The following is a 21067-nucleotide window of genomic DNA, read 5'->3' as shown; positions in this document are numbered from 1 at the left end:
TTCTATTTCTGTTCATCAGTTAACTGCTTGATTCTAAAACTCATTTCCAGAGCATCTTCATGATCGTTAGCATAGTAATTTCTCTTTATTCGACCTTTTTCAAATCCAAGCGTGGTATAAAGACTCTGTGCTGTTTCATTAGAAACTCTTACTTCCAGAGTTACCTCTGAAATCTCTTCTTTTTCCGCGATCTTGATTATCTCTCTCAGTAAATATGTCGCGATTCCCTTGTTCTGATATTCAGGGACAGTCGCTATATTTGTAATATGTGCTTCCTGTCCGACGACCCAGGCCCCAACAAACGAGACGGCCTCTTCTCCTTCATAAACTACAATGTAAAAAGCATTCTTATTATAGCGTATTTCATGAAGTATGGCGGACCTGTTCCAAGGTGTCTGTCCATTATAACATCGTTTTTCGATTGTGAGAATGCTGTTGACATCCTCTTCTTTTGCAATACGGCTGCTTAAAAAACGCTCATCAGAAAGTGGATAGAAAGGCTGATCCAGTTTGATCCGTGCTGCTATAGGGACGAATGTCCGCGTCGTCGTCTTGGTGACTCTGTCAGAAAACCAGTCTTTAAAGTTTTTCAATCCACCCGCCTCCTTGGGCATGTTCAGGATGGGCATCCATCCAGTTCTGTTCAGCTTCAGCACGTTTCAGGTATTCAGGTTCAAATAAATGGGCCGGTTCTGGTTCAAGATTTTGGCCGAGTTCGATTGCTATACTTGCTCTAGGATAGTGACGACTGGATGGGAGTGCAATTAGATGGTCACCCAGCTTTGACTTGAATGTCTCAAAATGACGGGCAGCATCCTGTCCGACCAGCTGGACCGTTCCTTCCAGTGTACTCAGGTAATCCGCCCACTTCTCTGCAGAGATATGAGTGTCGTTTTCTACAGCGACTACACCGAACCCGGCATCTTCATATCTATAAAGTCCTGTGTAGATGTTACCCCTTCTGGCATCGAAAACAGGCACGACAAAGCTGCCAGGAATTCTCTCTCCATTACCTGCAAGTACGTGCAGACTTGACAGACCAACCAGCTCTGCATTCAGACTGTAGGCCAGTGTCTTGGCAACCGTAACTCCGATCCTTACTCCTGTATATGACCCGGGTCCTTTAGCAACGACCACTCGTTCAATGTCTCGTGGCTTCCAACCGGCTTCGCTGACCAGCTCTTCTACAGCCGGCATCAGTTGAATGCTATGGTTTCTTTTTATATTTACTGTCTTTTCCATAACCAGTTCAGTTCCATCTGTTAATGCAACAGACATCACCTGGTTGGACGTGTCGATCCCGAGAGTTTTCATTCTACAGCTCCTCAATCTCTATCTATTTAAATTTAGTTTAGCACATTTTGTGTGTCTTGAGAAACGAATCAGTGTGTGACAAATCGTTTCTTTTGAATTATTCCCGCATACTACTTACAATGAAATTAAAATTAAAACTATATTATCAATTGAAAGGTGGAGAAGCAAATGGATGAAAATAAAGACAGTTTGAAGCATAAAGCTAAAGGTGCCAAAGATAAAGCAGTTGGTGGAATAAAAGATTCTTTCGGTGATGCGACCGACGACAAAGGAAAACAAGCTGAAGGGAAAGCTCAGAAAGCTAAAGGGCACGGTCATGATGCAGTTGGAGACGCTAAAGAAGACGACAACAGAGACTGAGGATTACCGGTTACACATCTTGTCCAGCTTCGGTTTTCAGTGACTGAGGCTGGATTTATTTATACCCTGCATAAGTTGAAAGGAGATTATAAATGAGCAAAATACTGATTACAGGTGCCACAGGGCTGATTGGAGCGAACCTGACAAAACACTTAAAAGGAAAACATGATCTAGTACTGGCTGATATCGATTTTTCTGATTTCCCTGAAGAACTGAAGGACGGGGCTAAACTCGTAGAAGCCGATTTGTCTAAGCTCGACAAGTGGAAGGATGCTCTGGACGGTGTCGAGTATGTCATTCAACTGGCAGGAAATCCTGATCCGGACGCAGATTTTTATGATGAACTAGTGGATCTGAACTATGTGCTGCCTCAGAATCTATATAAACAGGCCGAGAAGTCCCCCTCATTAAAACGGATCATTTTTGCAAGTTCGATTCATGCAAGCGATGCCTATCCGCACAACGTTCAGGTAAAAACAACGGACCAGGTCAGGCCCGATGACTTGTATGGCGTATCCAAAGCCTATCTCGAAGCACTGGCCAGTTATTATGCCTATAAAAAAGGGATCGAGTCGGTTGGGATTCGAATTGGGGATTACAAAGATGATGAAAGTGAGCTGGATCCTGAAGCAGACTTTCATTCAATGGGCATGTACTTTTCAGCTCGTGACATGAATCATCTGATCGACTGCTGTCTGAAAGCTGAACTGGAGGAACCCTATCTGCTGGTCAACGGGGTATCCAACAATGCCTTCCCGAGACTGGATATCGATTCTGCACGAGTAAAATTGGGCTATACTCCACAAGATGATGCTTTTGCTATTTTGAATAAAGGATAAATCTTCGAAATCTATTAGAAAAGACCTGCTTAAAGAGTAGCAGGTCTTTTCTAATTCACTTTTTCAATGCTCGTTACGTACTCTCCCGGACAATCAGTTTCGTTGACGTGATGACAGTCTTCGTAACATCGCGTCCGTCCTGTATCCGTTCATGCAGTAGCTGGATCCCGCTGCTGCCCATTTCTTCAGTATACACTTTGACAGTTGTCAGTGAGGGCGTAATGTATTTCGCTGTAGAGATATCGTTAAAGCCGATAAGACTCATGTCTTCAGGGACTTTAATGTTTTTTTCATATAGAGCCTTCAGGCAGCCAATTGCTATTGCATCATTTGCTGCCACAAACGCAGTAGGCCGCTCGTTTTTATCTAGCTGATCCAGTATCTTCAGCATATTCTTCCTACCATCTTCCACTCGGAATTCACCAACCTGGAAATAATCAGATGAATAAAGCCGCTTGCGCTTCAGATATTCCTTCATCGTCTTTTCACGAGGGTCGATCCAATTCCCTGTACCGTCACTGAAGGATTCTTCCCCTCCGATGAAGCCGATACGCTTATGCCCCTGCTTGATCAGGTATTCGATGTTTCCCTTGATGGCATCTTTGAAATTGACCAATACACAGTCAACATCTGCTTGAGGCTTGAAATCAACAAAACACAAAGGAAGCTCTTTATCCCGAAACTGCTTCACCTGATGCTGACTGTATTTCCCAATAGCCAGTATACCAGCCAGATTGTCATGATCGATCAGTTCATCCTGATCATATAGTCGTATGAAATCGTAACCGAGCTCCTGGGCTTTTTTTTCAGCACTTATTCGGATCGACATGTAATAGAGGTCGTTCAGTTCCTCAGACTCACTGACCCAGTTGACAATGGCAATCGTCCCTTTTTTTCTAGTCATCACTTTCTTGTGACTTCGGTATTCCAAAGCTTCTGCAGCTTCGAATATTCGTTTCTTTGTTTCTTCGCCGACAGACAAGGTCGGATCATAGTTGAGTACTCGGGACACAGTAGAAGTTGATACCCCAGCCTTTTTTGCAATGTCTTTAAGAGTGGCCATCCCTTCCCTCCTTAAGTAAAAAATTTATGATCAAATGGTTCAGTCTGCTCTTACACCGAACTGGTAAGTCGTCTGCGACGTAAATGTTTCACCAGGTCTTAGAATGATGTTTCCGAATCCAGGTTGATTGACCGCATCCGGAAGGGTTTGAGTCTCCAGAGTGATTCCAGCATATTGACCAGCCGGTTCACCTTGAATCTCAAAGTCGTCCACTTCCGCATTATGTGTAAAGATAACGACACTGTTGCAGTCTGTAAAGAATTTCACTTCTCTACCTGATTCAGGATCGAACAGAATCCCTTCCGGTCCGTCATTTTTTAGGCTTAAGACAAATGGATGATCTAACCCGGATAAAGGTGAGATTTGCGGATGATCAGCCAGTACGGCCTCTTTAACCGCTTTGAAGGATGTAAAGTCAAAAGGTGTCCCTTCTACCTTATCCAGCTCTCCTTTTGGCAGGTTTTCTCCTCCCAGTGGTGCATAGAAGTCACTGTTCAGCATCAGCTGATGATCCAGAATCGTTTTTTTGATGTCACCAGTCAGGTTAAAGTAGACGTGATTTGTCGGATTGAACAATGTTGGAGCATCTGTTTCTGCCTGATAATCAATTATCCATTCATCTTCTTCTGTCAATGTATACGTGACAGTTACTGATAGATTTCCAGGGAATCTGTTTTCCCCTGCAGGGCTGTTAAAAGTAAAAATCAGACTTGCACGCGAGTCACTTTCTTCAGTTCTGACTTCCCATAACTTCGTATCGAAGCCTTCTGGTCCACCGTGAAGCAGATTTTCTCCCTCGTTGACATCCAGCTGATAATCGATCCCGCTTAGTGTAAACTGACCTCTAGTGATCCGACCGGCAACTCTTCCAATTGTTGCACCGTAAAATGGACGGTGGGCAATAAAATCTTCGAGATTTTCTACATTTAACGTAATATTCTCTCTTTTACCATTTTTGTCTGGCGTGACTATTTTAGTCAGAGTGGCTCCGAACGGCATGGCACTGATCGCTACCCCATTACTGTTAGTCAGTGTATACTCAGGTACGTCAACTCCATCAACTTTTCCAAAACTTTTACTAGTAATCTCCATATTCTTTCCTCCCGTTTGTTTACCGATTAAATTAATACGTTTCCATTATACCTTTTTTAAGTGAGTGATAAACCGTTTAAAGGCTTCTTTTCCATTATAATCCGTCTTGAATACTCCTGCATCTTTAAGTACCTGCAGAAACACTTCTCCAACAGCTTTATCAACAATCGATCCAACAGTTTCTTCGGTTATTTCATGCTCACTTTTCAGCTCGTCAGCCCATGACTGATGGATAGGATCGACTGCTTCGATTCGTCCAAGAAGGTAGTCACGGACCTGATTCAGCTCGTCTTTTAATCTAGGGGGCAGGATTGCCAGACCCATTACCTCAATTAAGCCGATATTTTCCTTTTTGATGTGCTGAACAGGTGGATGAGGATGAAAGATTCCATCAGGATAGGCTTCAGATGTCCGATTATTCCGTAAAACTAGATCCAGTTCGAATGCCTTCCCTTTTCTACGGGCAATCGGTGTCACAGCATTATGTGGTACACCACCTGTTTCGGATAATATTTCTACGGATTTATCCGAGTAGCCTTCCCAGACCATCATTACTTTTTCTGCGGCGTCTATCAGACTATCCTTCGAATTACTTGTTAAACGGATCACTGACATTGGCCACTTGATGACAGCCGCCTTGACATCCGTCATTCCTTCGAGTTCAAAAGCAAACACTTCTTCAGCTCGCTCAAGCGGGAACGTATGGCGCCCACCCTGATAGTGGTCATGAGATAAAATTGAGCCGCCTACGATTGGCAGACCAGCATTGGATCCAACAAAATAATGCGGCAGGACGGTCAAAATATCCGTCAGGTTTCTGATTGCTTGAATCCCGACATTCATTTCTCGATGAACATGGGATAAAAAGATGCAGTGCTCATTGTAATACGCGTAAGGAGAGTACTGGAATCCCCAGTCTTCCTCGCCGACGGTCATGCGAATGATTCGGTGGTTAGCCCGACCTGGGTGAGACAAATGCCCTTCATATCCTTCGTTTTCCATACAAAGCATGCACTTTGGATAATTCGGCTTGTTCTTTCCGGCTCGAGCAATTTCTTTTGGATCTTTTTCGGGTTTGGACAGATTGATTGTAATCTCCAGCTCACCATATTCTGTTTCATGTTTATACTCTATATTTTTAGCTATTTCTCTTGTCTTGATGTAATTGGTCTGGCGGCTCAGCCCAAAAAATTGATCAGTAGCTTTTTGGGGACTCTGATTGTAATCTTTCCAGAACTGATGATTGACGTGGGACGGGGCAGGAGTAAACAGATCCATCAATTTTGCACTAAATACATCTTTAGAGGATGGCAAGTCTTCGATCTGATCGGTTGAAACAGCGTAATTTATCAGTTCGTCCAATAGCTCCAACGCGGTATTTTTCCTATCTGAAGGAGAAAGATTTTCCAATGCATCCACTTTCAGCAACGCAGCCAGTCTGTTGGCTAGATAAATTCTGTCTGTCTGATGAACGAGGCCCGACTTTACCTGGGACTCTATAAAGTCAGCAATAGTCTGATTAATCCCATGTGTAGTGTATATCTTAGTCATTATTCACCCATTCCTTTGTGCCATCTTCCGTTTCTGCAATATAAAACTCTGCTTCATATCCAATTTCTTCCTTGAATCCCTGACCCACCTGAGCGATAAACTCATCGACGTGATTATCCTCGACGATGGCAATACAGCAGCCTCCAAAGCCTCCGCCTGTCATACGAGCACCAACTGTGCCTTTCTGCTGCCAGGCCAGCCTCACCAGAAGATCCGTTTCTCTGACAGTCACCTCATAATCTTGATGAAGGGACTCGTGAGATTCATTCATATACTGACCGAACGCCTTCAGGTCATTATTCTTCAGAGCTTCTGCAGCCCGTTCAGTCCTTGCACTTTCATAGACAGCATGTCTTGCCCGTCTGATCAGAATCTCATCTGATATGACACGTTTATGCGCCTCAAAGGCCTCTTCTGTCAGTTCACCTAAACTCCTGACATTCACTGCTGTCTGAAGCTGCTCTAACGCCGTCTCACACTGCTCACGACGGGTATTGTATTCAGAATCGACCAGCTCTCTTCTGGTCATTGAATTCATGATGACTATTTTATGATCGGGCAGATCGACTGGAATCTCTTCGAATTCCAGTGTGTTTGTATCAAGAAGCAGTGCACTGCCTGCTTTGGACATGCCGATAGCAAACTGATCCAGAATACCTGAGTTAAGGCCTAAAAATTCATTTTCAGTCCTCATCCCCAGTTTGACTAGATCCAGCTGATCGATGTCCAGCGAGAACAGGTCTCTGACGATTACTCCTGTCAGCAGTTCAAGAGAAGCTGAGGATGATAGAGACGCCCCGTTAGGGATTGTCCCATAAATATAAAGATCGAATCCATGGGATAGTCTTCCAGTTTTTTCCTGAATATAAGTCACCATCCCCTTGACATAATTCAGCCAGTTGTCTTCTTTTTTATAGGATAAATCCTCAAGACCAGCTGTCAGAATGCCCACTTCCGGAAAGTTTCCGGAATACGCCTGAATCATCTGATCTTCCCTCTTCTTAACAACTCCATATGTTCCCATAGTAATTGCGCATGGAAACACTTTTCCGCCATTATAGTCAGTGTGCTCGCCTATCAGATTGATTCGCCCAGGAGAAAAGAAAACACGCTTCCCTTCATATCCAAAAGCTTCTTTAAATCCCTCCATCAGTTCATTCTTCTTCATAGTATATACGCTCCTCTACTTGTAGTCATTAACATTGTAACCCTTTTAGTAAAACTATACAAGTAAATTTACTAAACTTGTTTGTGCATAATAAATCAGTCTCTGGATGGATAGTAAAACCTTAGTCAGTAATGTAAAATATTAGTAATAAGATGAAAGCTAGCATCAAAATGTGACAGACCATTCATTATTCACTAAGAACTCACATAACATTAGTCCGGTTTTCTAAAATGTTGCAGTTCGATATGGTATAATATGAACAGGTCCAATATTAATACAATTTATAATGCATAGGAGGGACTTACATGCCATTCTTTCCATTTTATTGGGATCCCACAATGATCCTGATTATCATAGGTATGATTATTTCCGGATTTGCAAGTATGTACGTGCAGTCCACTTACAGTAAATACAGCAACGTGAAGAGTAAACGAGGGTATACCGCATCCGATGTCTGCCGTGAGATTTTGAACGCTGCTCAGCTGAAAAATGTCCGACTTGAAGGGATCAGGGGTAACCTGACAGACCACTATAATGCACAGGACAATGTCCTCAGATTATCCGATACCACTAGGAATTCAACATCAGTAGCCGCTATCGGTGTAGCAGCCCACGAGGCTGGACACGCCATGCAGGATCGCGACAACTACGGTCCGCTTCGTCTACGTGCAGCACTTGTACCCGTGACGAACTTCGGACAGACAGCTGCTTTCCCTATCCTGTTTCTTGGATTTTTCATGGGGTATCAGCAGACACTGATCAATATTGGAATTCTCCTTTTCTCACTGACCCTGCTGTTTCAGCTGGTCACTTTACCGGTAGAATTCGATGCGTCTAAACGTGCCATTCGCATCCTTGAAGAGCAAGGCCTTCTTACAACTGAAGAACTGCCTCAAGCCAAGAAAGTCCTGAACGCCGCAGCATTGACTTATATTGCCGCAGCAATTGCTTCATTCCTTAGCGTCTTGAGACTCTTCCTGATTTTTGGTGGAGGCGGCAGACGTCGCAGATAACTCGAACTGAAACAGACAGCCTCATCGTCACCTTGTTAAAGGTTAACGATGAGGCTGTTTTATTATTATTTAATTGATGCATACTGTATCAACAACGGAAAGAATTCTACAGCTGATTTCCTTGTGAATCGAGATGCGTTCTAAAGAAATTTCGTATTACTTTTAATTTCAGTCTTTGCGGGGAAATCTGATAAGAGGACATCTTAATTCAAGTTCAGTTCTTCTTATAGCAAGTGTATAACTTTTCTATTCGATCCATATCCAACCTCTTTTGACGATTATTTATTTAAGCAGCTGATGAATGGTCTCTTTACTTCTGGACAATTCTTCAACAGGGGTCCTCATATTGTATTCCAAAACAAGGTCAGGCTCAGCATCCAGTTCTTTTAGTGTCTGGAAGACACTCTCCCAGTCAATCGCTCCTTGCCCTATAGGCAGGTGATTGTCCACATTTCCCCTCGTATCATTAATATGAAGGGCCAGAAGCTTGCTGTTCAGTTCTTTCATGACAGTTGCAATGGGCCACCTGGTAATCTGAGCATGGCCGACGTCGAGGACTGCACCCACCACATCTTCTTTGAACGAGTGAATAAAAGAAATAAAAGCGTCGTGATCAAACAATTCTCTCTGCCGATCGCCACCATTTTCTATAGCCAGTCTGACCTTGCACTGTTTAGCAGTAGGAATCAGAGTCCTTATTCCTTTAAGAGCATAGTGTCGGCTTTTTTCCTTGTCAAATGTCGTCGGATGAATGACACCTGGACTGATGACCACATGAGATGCCTGGATCCGTCCGGCAAAACGGATGGTTTTTTTGTACTGTTCCAATGCTGCAATCCTGACTGGTCCCCACTCACTAGCCATATTCAAATCATAGTGAGGGGCATGGACACTATATTGAGCGCCTGCTCTTCTCAATTGTTGAATAAGTCCCTCTTTGTGATTGTCTGTAATGTGAGACCAGTGAGTACCATCCATGAACAGCTCTACTTTATCTGCACCTAGTTCAATACATGAGTTTACGGCCTCCATAGGCTGAGATTCCAGAAGGGGCAGTGTCGAATAAGAAATTATCGGCATAAGGTCGTCCTCCTTTTTCCATTTCTTGTGAATCTTCTATAGGGACTGGCAGCTTTCGATATAGTCTTTAAGTATATGCACTGCCTGAACGCAATCGTTCAAATCAGACCATTCTGCAGGATTGTGACTTATCCCATTTTTACTACGAACGAAAATCATAGCGGATGGAACATGCTGACCGACGATCATGGCATCGTGACCTGCTCCACTAGGAAGATAAAAGGGTCTGATTCCTTTCTCCTGCATCGCTGTTTTCAGTTTGTCCTGAAGGTCCTTTTTTATAGGGACTGGCGGCACATTATGTACCGTTTCGCAAGTCAAAGTGATTGCCCAGGATTCACTGATATCCTCTGCCGTTTGTATAATAGCGTCAATCAGCTGCTGACGTGTATTCTCAAAAATATCCCTGATATCCACGTAAACTATGACTTCCCCAGGAATCACATTCGTTCCATTCGGCTTGACCTCAATATTCCCAACTGTCGCTACTGCAGAGTCGTTTATTTTTTGAGGAAGATGACTGATATAGTGGATAAAATGTCCAGCCGCAACCAACGCGTCCTGTCGATCAGTCATAGGCGTGTTTCCGGCATGACCAGCCTGTCCTTTAAATGTCAGTCTCAACCAGTAGGGGCCGGCAATTCCAGTTACAATTCCACACGGCAGCTGCTCTTTTTCAAGCCGCTTGCCCTGTTCGATATGCACTTCGACATAGGACTCGATATCACTGTGCGGACGTTCGGCCGATTTGAATCCTTCAACACTTAATCCCACATCCTTAATGACCTCTTCAAAGGAGCGGCCGTCAAAATCTTCCTTAGCCTGCATAGCCTTAATATCCGTATCCCCCATCATGGCTTCGCTGCCTGTCAGCCCTCCGTTGAAGCGCGACCCTTCTTCATCAGTAAAAGCCACTATTTCCAAAGGTTTTTCAGGTGCATACCCTGTTTCTTTCCATGACTGAGCAACTTCTAGAGCTGAGAGCACACCTATTGTCCCGTCAAAATGTCCTCCGTTAGGGACAGTATCGACATGGGATCCGCTCATAATAACTGGTTTGTCAGGATGTTTCCCGTCCAATCTGCCTATAATATTGCCTGCTCCATCTTCTCTCACCTGCATTCCGGCTTCTTCCATCCATTTAATTATCCAGTTTTTAGCATCCCGCTCTTCCTTTGAGAATCCCGGACGACGTGAGCCATTATCCTCAGTAAGCCCTATCTTAGAAAGTACGCCCAGACGGTACGCGAGTCTCTCCCCAGATACTCCTTCAACAGTCAGCTTACTGTCATAGTCTGAAAGTAATTGCCGTTCCAAATCAAATGTGTTTTTAGTCATATGTTCCTCTCCCCCGGAATTATTGAGTTTATTATAGCATGACTTAACTCAATTACACACGACTCACGGTCAGAAACCTGATTCCATGGCCTCTATGCCTAACGGACTTGCACCACAAGGGAATGGATCTTATAAAGGACTCACTATAGTATATGACATGCAAAACCCTTAAGCTGGGAGGACCTAATAGTTTATCTAGATCCCCTCAGTTTACGGAACTATACTTATAGGGCGAATAGCGACACCTTAGAGACAGCAATTTTTCGGAACTGTAGCTAGAGGTCGTTTAGCAACACTTTGTACACATTGATTTTTCAGAACTATAACTAGAGGCTGATTAGTGACACTTTGGAAACTATAATTTCCTGGAACTGTAATTAGAACCTTGCTAGTTATACCTTAGACTCTGCTGAAGTTCCGGAACTGCAACTGGCCGGCACGCTAGCGATACCTTTTCCTTTATCAAACAGTCGGAATTACATCTATAACCCACTTGTGCTCAAATAACTCTGAAAATCAGAAGAAGTTTCTCTATGTATTTATTAAATTCGTTATTACACATATATAGTACTGCCCACAACACCGCTCTTTTACAAAAAAAAAAACGATTCGTCGGACGAATCGAACAGCATTGCCATTAAAAGAAGAAAAAACCGGTCAGACGATAATAGTGTCGTCTGACCGGTTAGCCTGTGTGAGCTAATTTGTATTTTCAGCAATTACTTTACTGCATCTTCTGCAAAGACAACTGACCATTCATCACGTTTTGAAAGGAAGCGTTCAGCAACTTCTTTTGCTCCTTCAAGAGTATGATGCGCTGCCCAGCCACACTGTACCTCATTGCTTGCCGGTACTTCGTCAGCTTCCAGTACGTCTTCCATCGTCTTTTCAAGTACTTCGAGGATTTCATCGATATTATCGTGGTTCAGAACAGTCAGATAAAACCCTGTCTGGCAGCCCATAGGACCGAAATCGACGATATAATCCGCATGGTTACGGATATGCTCGGCAGTCAGATGTTCAAGGGAATGCACGGCCATCATGTCCATGTGTTCTTTGTTAGGCTGTGAAAACCGGACATCATACTTAACAATCAGATCGCCGTTCGTTCCTGTTTTTCTATCCGCCACTCGGACATAAGGAGCCTGTACTTTTGTATGGTCAAGGTTAAAACTTTCGACGTTCATTTTTTTATCAGCCATTATTGATTATCTCCTTTTAAAATATCCATATTTTTTACATCTTTTACTTTCGTGCCTTCAAATACCCAGACGAAATCATTCATTTGAGTAAAGGATATCTGGGAAAATCCAGCTTTGTTCAGAGCAGTATAAACGGTGTCCAGTAGAGGATAGTACTCTCTTCTCAAGTCTTCAGCAAGATCACTGTAGCCCCTGCTTTCGGCTTCTTCAATGACACTGTCATAGACATCCTGAGATACGAAAATCGTATCAGCAAAAACGAGCTTCCCACCTTCGGCCAGCTGCTGGGCATAGAATCTTACTGCTTCGCTTTTTTCTTCATCATCCAGATGATGAAAAACGTATGAGCTGACGATCGTATCCAGTGGTTTGTCGGGTAACGGATACTCCTGCATGTCCCCATCGTGAATCGTAAAATCGTCCGGCAGCTTTTCTTTAGCCAGTTCACGCATTTCTGGTGAGGGCTCGACAGCAAAAACTTCCTTACCGGCGTTCAACAGTTTTTCAGTCAGGTTCCCAGTTCCAATACCAAACTCAAGTACATGATTGCCGCTTCTATTCACTATTTCTGTCAGTATTTCCTCATATCCTGCGAACACTTCTTTATATTCTTCATCATTACCTTTGACGGAAGCATCATAATTCTTGGCCCATCCAGTAAATACTTCTATAAATTCTCGACCCATACCGCTCACTCCTTTACATCATGTGATTATCTGCAATTTCCCTGATGTTCTCTTCTTTGGTCTTCACTACTTTGGCGGGAATACCGACAGCCGTTACCCCTTCCGGAATGTCTTTTAAAACGACTGCACTGGCTCCTATTTTAGCCTGTTTGCCTATTGTGATATTACCGATTACCTGAACGTGTGCGGATAGAAGGACTCCGTCACCAATAGTCGGATGGCGTTTGCCTGCCTGATCGCCCCGTCCACCTAGAGTGACGGCGTGAAACATCTTGACGTCATCTCCGATCTCTGCGGTTTCACCAATCACGATACCCATGCCATGGTCTATAAACAGACGACGACCGATCACAGCTCCGGGATGAATTTCGATTCCGGTGATCCATCTAGCAAACATGGACAGCATACGAGCCGGTACCCTTACTCCTTTATTATATAAAAAATGGGAGATTCGATGAAAGAATATTGCCCAGACTCCTGGATAAGTCAGGACGATTTCAGCTGAGCTGCCAGCAGCCGGGTCATTCTTCTTATAAGTCTGCATCAGTTCTTTGAATGCGCTCATGTCTGCTCCTCTATCTGTTGGATTATAGTTTACTGAATCCTGATTCCAGGTCTTCGATCAGATCTTCGACATCTTCTATTCCGACTGATAGACGAATCAGTTCATCTTTCACACCAGCTTTCAGACGGTCTGCCGAAGGAATTGCTCCGTGTGTCATGAGTGCTGGAATTTCAATCAGACTCTCTACTGCACCTAAACTCTCTGCCAATGTGATGAGAGATAAGCTTTCAACGAATGTCTCTGCAGACAAGCCTTCTTTCAATTCAAAAGAAACCATGCCTCCGAAACCAGTTGTCTGCTTTTTAGCCGTTTCATGGCCTGGATGAGAAGCAAGACCAGGATAGTAAATTTTCTCTACTTTGTCATGACTACTCAAATAGTCGACGATTTTTTTAGCATTTGCTTCATGTGCTTCCATGCGGATACCAAGCGTTTTTATGCCTCGCTGAATGATCCAGCTGTCCTGAGGCCCAAGAATTCCACCAATAGCATTCTGAAGGAACCCTAGTTCTTCTGCCAGTTTTTCGCTGTTGGTCGTCACAAGACCTGCCACCACGTCACTATGTCCACCAAGATACTTTGATGCACTGTGGAGAACTATGTCAGCCCCAAGTTCAAGTGGACGCTGATTGTAAGGTGTAGCAAAAGTATTATCCACGATAGTAATCAAATCGTGTGCTTTAGCAATCTCAGCAACAGCCTTGATATCTGTTATCTTGAGCAGAGGGTTAGTCGGTGTTTCAAGGAAGATTGCTTTCGTTTCGTCCTTGATGGCTCCTTCGATTGTAGAACTGTCGCTCGTGTCGACGACAGTAAAGGTCAGTCCCAGACGCTTTAAAATTTTGTTGATCAGACGGTAAGTTCCGCCGTAAACGTCATCCCCGACGATGATATGGTCTCCTTGAGAAAACAGGGAAAAAATATTATGCGTTCCAGCAGAACCTGACGCAAAGGCCAGTCCTCTGACTCCGCCTTCCATATCGGCAATCAGCTTTTCCAGCGCCAGACGAGTCGGATTTCCTGTTCTAGAGTATTCAAATCCTTTGTGGACCCCTACTTTTTCCTGTTTGTATGTGGTTGTCTGGTGAATCGGGACATTAACTGATCCCGTCGCTTCATCATGACTGATTCCACCGTGTATAAAAGTTGTTTTCATTCGCATAACTGATCGTCTCCTCATTTGCTTTTATTTGTATATGTTTTTTGATAAATACCGTTCGCTTCCATCCGGAAAGACAGTCACAATCATACTGCCTGCTGGTAACGTCTGAGCTTCTTTGAGTGCTGCGGCAAACGCAGCTCCACTCGAGCTCCCTACAAAAAGTCCATTTTTCCTAGCCAGTTCCTTTGTGTAATAGAATGCTTCTTCGTCTGAAATGGTATAGACCTGGTCGATCCATTCCTTTTTCATGAAAGGCGGGAACGACTCGACACCAATGCCTTCCGTCTCATGCGGTCCAGGCTCGCCTCCACCTAAAATGGATCCTTCCGGTTCGACGACAACTGTTCGGATGCTCTCTGACTGTTCCTTGAAGTACTGAGCAACCCCGCTGAACGTGCCTCCGCTTCCTGCCCCTGCGACAAAAGAATCCGGGTACTCGCCATCTAAGTCATTGATAATCTCAGGTCCCAAAGTTTCATAATAAGTCAACGGATTGACAGGGTTTTCGAACTGAAGCGGGAGATAACTGTTTTCGATCTTCTCGCCTAACGCCTTAGCTTTAGCCACCGCACCTTTGATCCCTTCTTTCGTAGGTGTGTGGACGATTTCAGCTCCCAGGACCCGCATCAGCTCCTGCTTTTCAATGCTGAACTTTTCAGGTACGACGAAAATCAGTTTCAGACCATACGCCATGGCAGCCAGTCCCAGTCCGATTCCCGTATTCCCAGCAGTCGGCTCTATAATCGTTGACTCTTTGTTAATTCTTCCCTCTTTAAATGCTGTATCAATGAGCTTGACACCCAGGCGATCCTTGATGCTTCCTCCAGGATTGAACTGCTCAAGCTTGGCAAGTATACGTGTGTTCTTCGGAAGGTCATAGCCATTGATTTGCATCATAGGTGTCCGGCCGATCAGCTCATTTACTGTCTGTATAATCAAATTTATCCTCCTTTCGTCAAAAAAGCGCACAAGGGGGGGCCCTCATGCGCTCACTCTAATTATTCTAACGGTTAGTGATTTCTTCCTGATCTGATAGTGATAGAAAATATCAGGAGGTTATCGATTTAATCGCCTAGAACATTTTTGAGAGCATGAGAAATAGACTGTACGCTTGTACAGCAACACTCGCTTTGCTTCTCTAAAAATGTGATTGGCACGATCAAACACTCCCTAATCTACTTACTAATAGTTTGTTCACTTCTGATATTAGCATTATCTAAATCTATTGTCAATGAATCCCAGTCTAAAACTAAAAGTCTATCTTTTTCGTATATGCTCTGACTCTAGTATACTTGAGTTATATATCATTTAAGAAAGGAATAGATAAAATGGATACTATTTTGTGGATCGTAATCATCGGTCTGTTCATATTGAGTTTTGTGGGTCTTATCTCTCCCGTCGTCCCTTCAGTACTAGCTGTCTGGGGTGGCTTTCTCATTTATCATTTTTTCATCAACTCAGCAGTCCTGACTTGGGTCTTCTGGGTATCAATGGGCGTACTTACTGTCTTCCTCCTGCTGGCCGACCTGCTTGCGGGATCAATCGCTGTTAATAAATTCGGCGGTAGTAAAATCGGAGAGACAACTGCGACGATTGCCATCATCGCCGGAACATTTATCTTTCCACCATTCGGGATCCTGATTTTCCCTTTTATTGCCGTTCTGATCGTAGAATTCTGGATACAGGATACCTTCGCTCACGCTTTAAGAGCGGCTGTCGGAACGCTCATCGGATTCCTTAGTGGACGAATTGCAGAAGGGATCATTCAATTGATTATGATTACCTGGTTCTTAATCGCCATCTGGCTTTGACTCGCCTGACCTCGACTTTATCATTACCATTACTTGAGTATCTTTCTTAAGAGACAGATAGTCCCCCTCCTGCTAACACCAATCGATGGCAGAAAGGGGACTATTCTGATTTCTAATTAGTACTCCGCAAAATCGTCATATTCTTCATCTTCCTCGTCCTCTTTTTCTTCTTCATGCACTTTACTTTCAAAACCGGCTTCATGATAATACCCGTCAACTTGGGCATCGTCTGTCTCTTTATGATCGTACCTCAGTCTGGAATAAAAGACAGCTTCCGCCATGTTAAGATACGGTCTGACATATAAAGAAGCAATACCCAAGGTGAACACTTCCAGGAGGTACCAGCCGATAAAGGACAAGTGAAGAAAAAAGAGTTCCAGCTTGTGCCCGTCCATCAAATACCTACTTTCTGTTATACAATCGAACGCTGCAGGGTATTCTTCAGTTCCGAGATCCTTTTTGTCCTTAAAAATAAAAAATGCCTGCGAATACGAATAGGTTTTGATGATTCCAGGAATAATAAAGACCAGCGTCCATAACACAATGAACAAGGTCTGAAGAAGCTGGATAAGAAAGACAGGAATAAAGAATCGTCTTGAAAACACTTGAAAAGCATCAGGCAGAGGCTTTATTTTGTAACTGCTTGAGCGGATCATATCGAGTAAGGTAAATGATATCCCTATCGTCAAATATGTTACGAGAAAATTGATCAGTATATTGCCCTCTTCCTCGCCAACAATAATTCTAGGAATGGATGTCAGATCGAATCCATATATGCCGCCAGTCAGCAGAAGACTGATCACAAACGGTACGAGGTAGAGAAGAATGACATCTCTCCATTTTCCACTTAATTCCTCTCTGGCCTGTCTTTTGATAGAGGCCGGGGATAGATAGGTTTCTGCATTCATAGCACCTGCTCCTTTGCTTCAATATGTAAAAACCGCAGACCGCTTTTCGTCAAGCAATCTGCGGTAATCTAATATACTTTGTTACGCTTCTTCGGTACCTAATTCTTTTCTGACGACGTCCGCAATACGGTCGACATATTCATTCACTGCTTCTTCCGTTTCAGCTTCCGCCATGACACGTAGAAGAGACTCCGTTCCACTTGGACGCACCAGAACGCGACCATTTCCTGCCATTTCCTGTTCGACCTGCTCAATGACTTCACTAATTGCCGGATTGGACATGACATTATGCTTGTCCGTCACGCGAATATTGACAAGTTTCTGAGGATACGTGGTCACTTCTTCAGCGAGTTCTGACAATTTCTTGCCTGTCTGTTTCATTACGTTAAGCAACTGAATTCCTGAAAGCAGGCCGTCTCCAGTTGTATGGTAATCAAGGAAAATCAGGTGACCTGACTGCTCTCCACCTAAATTATAGCCATTCTTGACCATTTCTTCCATAACATACCGGTCACCGACTTTAGTTTTTACAGATTCCAGATCGTGGACTTCCAGTGCTTTGTAGAAACCGATATTACTCATGACTGTTGAAACGATCGTATTCTTCTTCAGGCGGCCTTCTTCATGCATGAACTTCCCGCAGATGTACATGATCTTGTCTCCATCGACGATATTACCTAGTTCATCTACAGCAATAAGACGGTCTCCGTCTCCATCAAAAGCCAATCCTACATCTGCGCCTTTTTCCAGTACAAAGTCAGCTAGATAATCAGGATGCGTGCTCCCCACTCCATCATTGATGTTCAGACCATTTGGTGAGGCACCAGTGACATCGAAATCAGTATCAAGATCGGCAAACAGGCGGTTGAGGAGCGGACTTGCTGCTCCATTCGCTCCATCAAGAGCTACATGGATGCCTGACAAATCTCCATTGATCGTCTGAGTCAGGAACTGAATGTACTTCAGAATTCCTTCTTTATATTCTTCAGATGTTCCAAGGCCATCAGAACTTGGGCGAGGAAGGTCATCTCCCTCACGATCCAACAGCTCTTCAATTTCAGCTTCCTGTTCGTCAGAGAGTTTAAACCCATCTGATCCGAAGAATTTGATGCCGTTGTCTTCTACAGGATTATGCGAGGCAGATATCATAATTCCTGCCGTTGCGTTCTGCTGACGTGTCAGGTAAGACACGCCGGGAGTAGTAATGACACCAAGTCTCAACACTTCCACCCCGACAGACAATAGTCCAGCTACAAGGGAGTATTCCAGCATTCTACCGGATATACGTGTATCTTTTCCCACAAGTACTCTAGGGGTTTCCTCTTCAGCGTGCTGAGACAGCACATATCCTCCAAAACGCCCCAGTTTAAAAGCCAGTTCAGGGGTCAGTTCCTTATTCGCAACCCCTCTAACACCATCTGTTCCAAAATATTTTCCCATTGTTCAAACTCCTCATCCTAATAGTCTAGTTATACAGTATCGTCTTCATCTTCTTCAGTTTCATCATCGTCTTCTGCTTCCTGTTCAACAGGCGTCACTCTGATCAGTACATCCACATCTCTCGGGTTACTGTCTGATATCCCATCGGGTAGAGGAATCGGTATGGTTCTGATAGTCGATTCAGTAATCCCCGATACATCTACCTCTACAGAAAAATCATTCATCTCTTCAAGAATACCCGATTCACCAATCACAGTAATCTGTTCAGGTTCTCCTTGAGCAAATTCCAGAGCATACTCATAATCCTCATGAGGCGTGCCGATCTCTTCCAGATTCATTGGAACGGTCCGTTCAGTTCCCTGAACTGGAATCGTCACCTCAATCTGTTGAGGAGAGATATTCACATTAAGTGGATCGCCTGTTTCATCAAGAACCAGGACGTTAAGAAGCATGTCTATATCGTCTGTTACGTCACTTTCTTCCGGCATGACAACTACCATCACATCACTGATCTGTTCCATTGTCGAAGCAGCACCGGATATGGTCACTGTTTCATCAGACAGAACAGGGTCATCAGCAGTATAGCCATCAGCCAGATGTGCATTTTCATTGAATTCGACTCTGACATCGTGTTCTTCTATAACTTTTTCTTCGATCTCCAACGTCAGTTCTGCCGGCATGATGCTGTAATTCAGCTGACCACTCAATCCTTCTGCCTCAAGCTGAACAGTATGACGGCCGGGGCCCATCTGGTTCAAGTCAGGCGTTTCTATATTGAAACTCTGAGTAGCCAACGTCTGTGTCAGCACTGCCTGAGGGCCTTCAAGACGAATCGTTGCTGTTTCCGGAATGCCCGATACGAAATACAAGTCCCGGTCAATATTTATGTCGATCGGCAAATTAGTAATGACTTCCGAGCTGGTGATACTTGCTCCGTCGGTCGGGCTTGTTGACCGAATACGTGACTGATTCTCCAGTGCAACAAATGAAAATAACGTCACGGCAAATATAAGTGCGACTAATTTAGTAATCCACGGGTTGTCCAAATTCAACTTCACTTGCTGGACACTCCTTTCCGTACGGCCTCGACGATCTGCTGCAGCGGTCCTTGTGTTTCTTTTTCTTTCTCTGATTCTACGAGTTCTTTAGTCAAATAATTCAATACTTCGTCCTGCGTCATATCGTTAATCAGGTTCCCTCTTCGAGAAATACTGACTTCACCTGTTTCTTCAGATACGATAATCGTTATTGCATCCGAAACTTCCGATAGTCCGATTGCCGCTCTATGTCGTGTTCCCAGCTTTTTAGGAATGGCCGGACTTTCTGATAAAGGTAAGTAACTTGCAGCCGTCGCAATATTGTAATCTTTTATAATGACAGCTCCATCGTGAAGCGGGGTATTCGGAATAAAGATATTGATCAGAAGCTCAGAGCTCAGTTCTGCATTGAGCGGGATTCCTGTAGCAATATACTCATCCAGGCCGGTTTCCATTTCAATCGAAATAAGCGCTCCAATCCGTCTTTTACTCATATACTGAATCGCATGAGATAGATTATCAACAATGATCTCACTTGCATTAGATCGACGTTTCCGTCCAAAAAGGGAGCCTCTTCCCAGATGTTCAAGTCCCCGTCTGAGCTCCGGCTGGAATATGATAATCAGCGCAAGTGCCGACCACTGGATAACGAAATCTACGACGAATTCTGTCGTATACAACTGGAAAAATACACTGATGACTTTCAGGAGCAGGATTACTCCAATTCCTTTAAGCAGTTCGACTGCTCGAGTGCCTTTAACAATCCGCATCAGCTGATAGATAAAGAAAGCAACGATCAGAATATCAATGACATTCACTGCTGTACGCCAAGCCAGAAGTCTTGACCAGTCAAAATTTGTAATAGAATCTAAGGGCATGCTGCCACCTCCAAAATCTGCACATACACGGAGTAAGTATAACATATATAAGGCTCAGTTAAGCATTTCAAATGTGATTAAATTTAAAACTCTAACTTTTTTCATATTTAAATTGAACTAAACTAATCGTAGTTTAAACTGAAACAAAATGACACTTGTCTCATCTCACCGCATGTATTAAGATTACACCCTGATAAATAGTCTTAGAGTATGGAGAGTCATCACTCAATCATGAAGGTTACTTAAATACAGTCAGAGCTAATTCTATGCCAATCCTTACTGAGATGAGTATCTTTTCCTCCAAATAAAAAGGTTCTACGTCAAATAACGTTGGTAAAGAATAATAAGTAAATGTCAGAGAGTTTATATAGGGTGTATAGCATGGTGGCCTAGGCCACCATGCTATACACTTCTTTTTGTGCATGTTTACGTTGAGATGCTTCTGATTTTAAAGAAAAGTGAATGATAATTCTATTCTTGTAGTTGGCAAAGTTCCTGTAGCCGTAGGCCACACGATTAAGAACCTTGATCTTATTATTGATTCCTTCTATTTTTCCATT

General features: G+C 43.6%; 22 protein-coding genes. 4 read left to right on the top strand and 18 right to left on the bottom strand.

All coding sequences use genetic code 11. From position 1 onward, the window contains the following. Nucleotides 1-2: 2 nt before the first annotated feature. Both rimI and tsaB read right to left on the bottom strand, forming a co-directional pair. The gene (gene rimI / locus BMX79_RS00110; protein ID WP_170230938.1) at nucleotides 3-593 is read right to left on the bottom strand and encodes a ribosomal protein S18-alanine N-acetyltransferase; all 591 of its coding nucleotides are present in this window, start codon (nucleotides 591-593) and stop codon (nucleotides 3-5) included. Further along, nucleotides 580-1314: a tRNA (adenosine(37)-N6)-threonylcarbamoyltransferase complex dimerization subunit type 1 TsaB gene (gene tsaB / locus BMX79_RS00105; RefSeq protein WP_091478152.1), complete on the bottom strand. Its 735-nt coding sequence runs from the start codon at nucleotides 1312-1314 to the stop codon at nucleotides 580-582. Before tsaB ends, rimI begins: the two co-directional genes overlap by 14 nt. A gap of 168 nt (nucleotides 1315-1482) precedes the next feature. On the opposite strand from tsaB, the gene BMX79_RS00100 reads away from it, so the two are divergent. Together BMX79_RS00100 and BMX79_RS00095 are read left to right on the top strand one after the other, a co-directional pair. Continuing rightward, complete coding sequence (locus BMX79_RS00100; protein ID WP_091478151.1) at nucleotides 1483-1674, top strand: CsbD family protein; 192 nt, start codon at nucleotides 1483-1485, stop codon at nucleotides 1672-1674. Between the two features lie 92 nt (nucleotides 1675-1766). Further along, nucleotides 1767-2513 (top strand): NAD-dependent epimerase/dehydratase family protein, encoded by a 747-nt coding sequence (locus BMX79_RS00095; protein ID WP_091478150.1) that lies wholly within the window; start codon nucleotides 1767-1769, stop codon nucleotides 2511-2513. A gap of 73 nt (nucleotides 2514-2586) precedes the next feature. On the opposite strand, the gene BMX79_RS00090 is transcribed toward BMX79_RS00095, so the two are convergent. The 4 genes from BMX79_RS00090 to BMX79_RS00075 are packed head-to-tail and all read right to left on the bottom strand — an operon-like array spanning nucleotide 2587 to nucleotide 7387. After that, nucleotides 2587-3576, bottom strand: a complete 990-nt coding sequence (locus BMX79_RS00090) for a LacI family DNA-binding transcriptional regulator (RefSeq protein ID WP_091478149.1) — start codon at nucleotides 3574-3576, stop codon at nucleotides 2587-2589. Nucleotides 3577-3615: 39 nt separating this feature from the next. Continuing rightward, nucleotides 3616-4668 (bottom strand): aldose epimerase family protein, encoded by a 1053-nt coding sequence (locus tag BMX79_RS00085; RefSeq protein WP_091478148.1) that lies wholly within the window; start codon nucleotides 4666-4668, stop codon nucleotides 3616-3618. Nucleotides 4669-4713: 45 nt separating this feature from the next. After that, on the bottom strand, nucleotides 4714-6219 hold the full coding sequence (gene galT / locus BMX79_RS00080; protein ID WP_091478147.1) for a UDP-glucose--hexose-1-phosphate uridylyltransferase: 1506 nt from the start codon (nucleotides 6217-6219) through the stop codon (nucleotides 4714-4716). Continuing rightward, a complete protein-coding gene (locus tag BMX79_RS00075; RefSeq protein ID WP_091478145.1) occupies nucleotides 6212-7387 on the bottom strand; it encodes a galactokinase in 1176 nt (391 codons plus the stop codon). The genes galT and BMX79_RS00075 overlap by 8 nt, the downstream gene beginning before the upstream one ends. Nucleotides 7388-7692: 305 nt before the next feature. Here BMX79_RS00075 and BMX79_RS00070 point away from each other — a divergent pair, with 305 nt between their 5' ends. Continuing rightward, complete coding sequence (locus BMX79_RS00070) at nucleotides 7693-8400, top strand: zinc metallopeptidase (RefSeq protein WP_091478143.1); 708 nt, start codon at nucleotides 7693-7695, stop codon at nucleotides 8398-8400. A gap of 282 nt (nucleotides 8401-8682) precedes the next feature. Here BMX79_RS00070 and BMX79_RS00065 read toward each other — a convergent pair whose 3' ends face one another. The 7 genes from BMX79_RS00065 to BMX79_RS00035 all read right to left on the bottom strand — a co-directional run bounded on the left by BMX79_RS00065 (nucleotide 8683) and on the right by BMX79_RS00035 (nucleotide 15372). Further along, on the bottom strand, nucleotides 8683-9480 hold the full coding sequence (locus BMX79_RS00065) for a sugar phosphate isomerase/epimerase family protein (protein ID WP_091478142.1): 798 nt from the start codon (nucleotides 9478-9480) through the stop codon (nucleotides 8683-8685). Between the two features lie 36 nt (nucleotides 9481-9516). Continuing rightward, entirely contained in the window at nucleotides 9517-10818 is a 1302-nt protein-coding gene (locus BMX79_RS00060) for a M20 family metallo-hydrolase (protein ID WP_091478140.1), read from the bottom strand. 719 nt (nucleotides 10819-11537) lie between these two features. Next, nucleotides 11538-12020 (bottom strand): S-ribosylhomocysteine lyase, encoded by a 483-nt coding sequence (locus BMX79_RS00055; protein ID WP_091478139.1) that lies wholly within the window; start codon nucleotides 12018-12020, stop codon nucleotides 11538-11540. Next, a complete protein-coding gene (locus BMX79_RS00050; protein WP_091478137.1) occupies nucleotides 12020-12706 on the bottom strand; it encodes a class I SAM-dependent methyltransferase in 687 nt (228 codons plus the stop codon). Before BMX79_RS00050 ends, BMX79_RS00055 begins: the two co-directional genes overlap by 1 nt. A gap of 13 nt (nucleotides 12707-12719) precedes the next feature. Beyond that, nucleotides 12720-13271 carry a serine O-acetyltransferase EpsC gene (gene epsC, locus BMX79_RS00045; protein WP_091478136.1) on the bottom strand — a complete coding sequence of 184 codons (552 nt, stop codon included), beginning with the start codon at nucleotides 13269-13271 and terminating at the stop codon, nucleotides 12720-12722. Nucleotides 13272-13293: 22 nt separating this feature from the next. Then, the gene (locus BMX79_RS00040; protein WP_091478134.1) at nucleotides 13294-14433 is read right to left on the bottom strand and encodes a bifunctional cystathionine gamma-lyase/homocysteine desulfhydrase; all 1140 of its coding nucleotides are present in this window, start codon (nucleotides 14431-14433) and stop codon (nucleotides 13294-13296) included. A gap of 24 nt (nucleotides 14434-14457) precedes the next feature. Continuing rightward, on the bottom strand, nucleotides 14458-15372 hold the full coding sequence (locus tag BMX79_RS00035) for a PLP-dependent cysteine synthase family protein (protein WP_091478133.1): 915 nt from the start codon (nucleotides 15370-15372) through the stop codon (nucleotides 14458-14460). Nucleotides 15373-15761: 389 nt separating this feature from the next. On the opposite strand from BMX79_RS00035, the gene BMX79_RS00030 reads away from it, so the two are divergent. Further along, entirely contained in the window at nucleotides 15762-16244 is a 483-nt protein-coding gene (locus BMX79_RS00030) for a DUF456 domain-containing protein (RefSeq protein WP_091478131.1), read from the top strand. A 116-nt stretch (nucleotides 16245-16360) separates the two neighbouring features. On the opposite strand, the gene BMX79_RS00025 is transcribed toward BMX79_RS00030, so the two are convergent. The 5 genes from BMX79_RS00025 to BMX79_RS00005 all read right to left on the bottom strand — a co-directional run. Then, the gene (locus BMX79_RS00025; protein ID WP_091478129.1) at nucleotides 16361-17152 is read right to left on the bottom strand and encodes a DUF975 family protein; all 792 of its coding nucleotides are present in this window, start codon (nucleotides 17150-17152) and stop codon (nucleotides 16361-16363) included. 81 nt (nucleotides 17153-17233) lie between these two features. After that, nucleotides 17234-18592 carry a phosphoglucosamine mutase gene (gene glmM, locus BMX79_RS00020; protein WP_091478127.1) on the bottom strand — a complete coding sequence of 453 codons (1359 nt, stop codon included), beginning with the start codon at nucleotides 18590-18592 and terminating at the stop codon, nucleotides 17234-17236. Nucleotides 18593-18621: 29 nt separating this feature from the next. Continuing rightward, entirely contained in the window at nucleotides 18622-19650 is a 1029-nt protein-coding gene (locus BMX79_RS00015; protein WP_091478126.1) for a CdaR family protein, read from the bottom strand. Then, nucleotides 19647-20507, bottom strand: coding sequence for a diadenylate cyclase CdaA (cdaA, locus tag BMX79_RS00010; protein ID WP_091478124.1), 861 nt, complete (start codon nucleotides 20505-20507; stop codon nucleotides 19647-19649). The genes BMX79_RS00015 and cdaA overlap by 4 nt, the downstream gene beginning before the upstream one ends. 389 nt (nucleotides 20508-20896) lie before the next feature. Further along, on the bottom strand, nucleotides 20897-21067 hold a 171-nt coding region (locus BMX79_RS00005; protein ID WP_143059399.1), incomplete at its 5' end, for a transposase.

It is taken from the genome of Alkalibacterium pelagium, assembly GCF_900109325.1.
Classification (GTDB): domain Bacteria; phylum Bacillota; class Bacilli; order Lactobacillales; family Carnobacteriaceae_A; genus Alkalibacterium; species Alkalibacterium pelagium.
The sequence above is the reverse complement of the archived record's forward strand: the minus strand, read 5'-3'. Positions and strand labels throughout refer to the sequence as shown.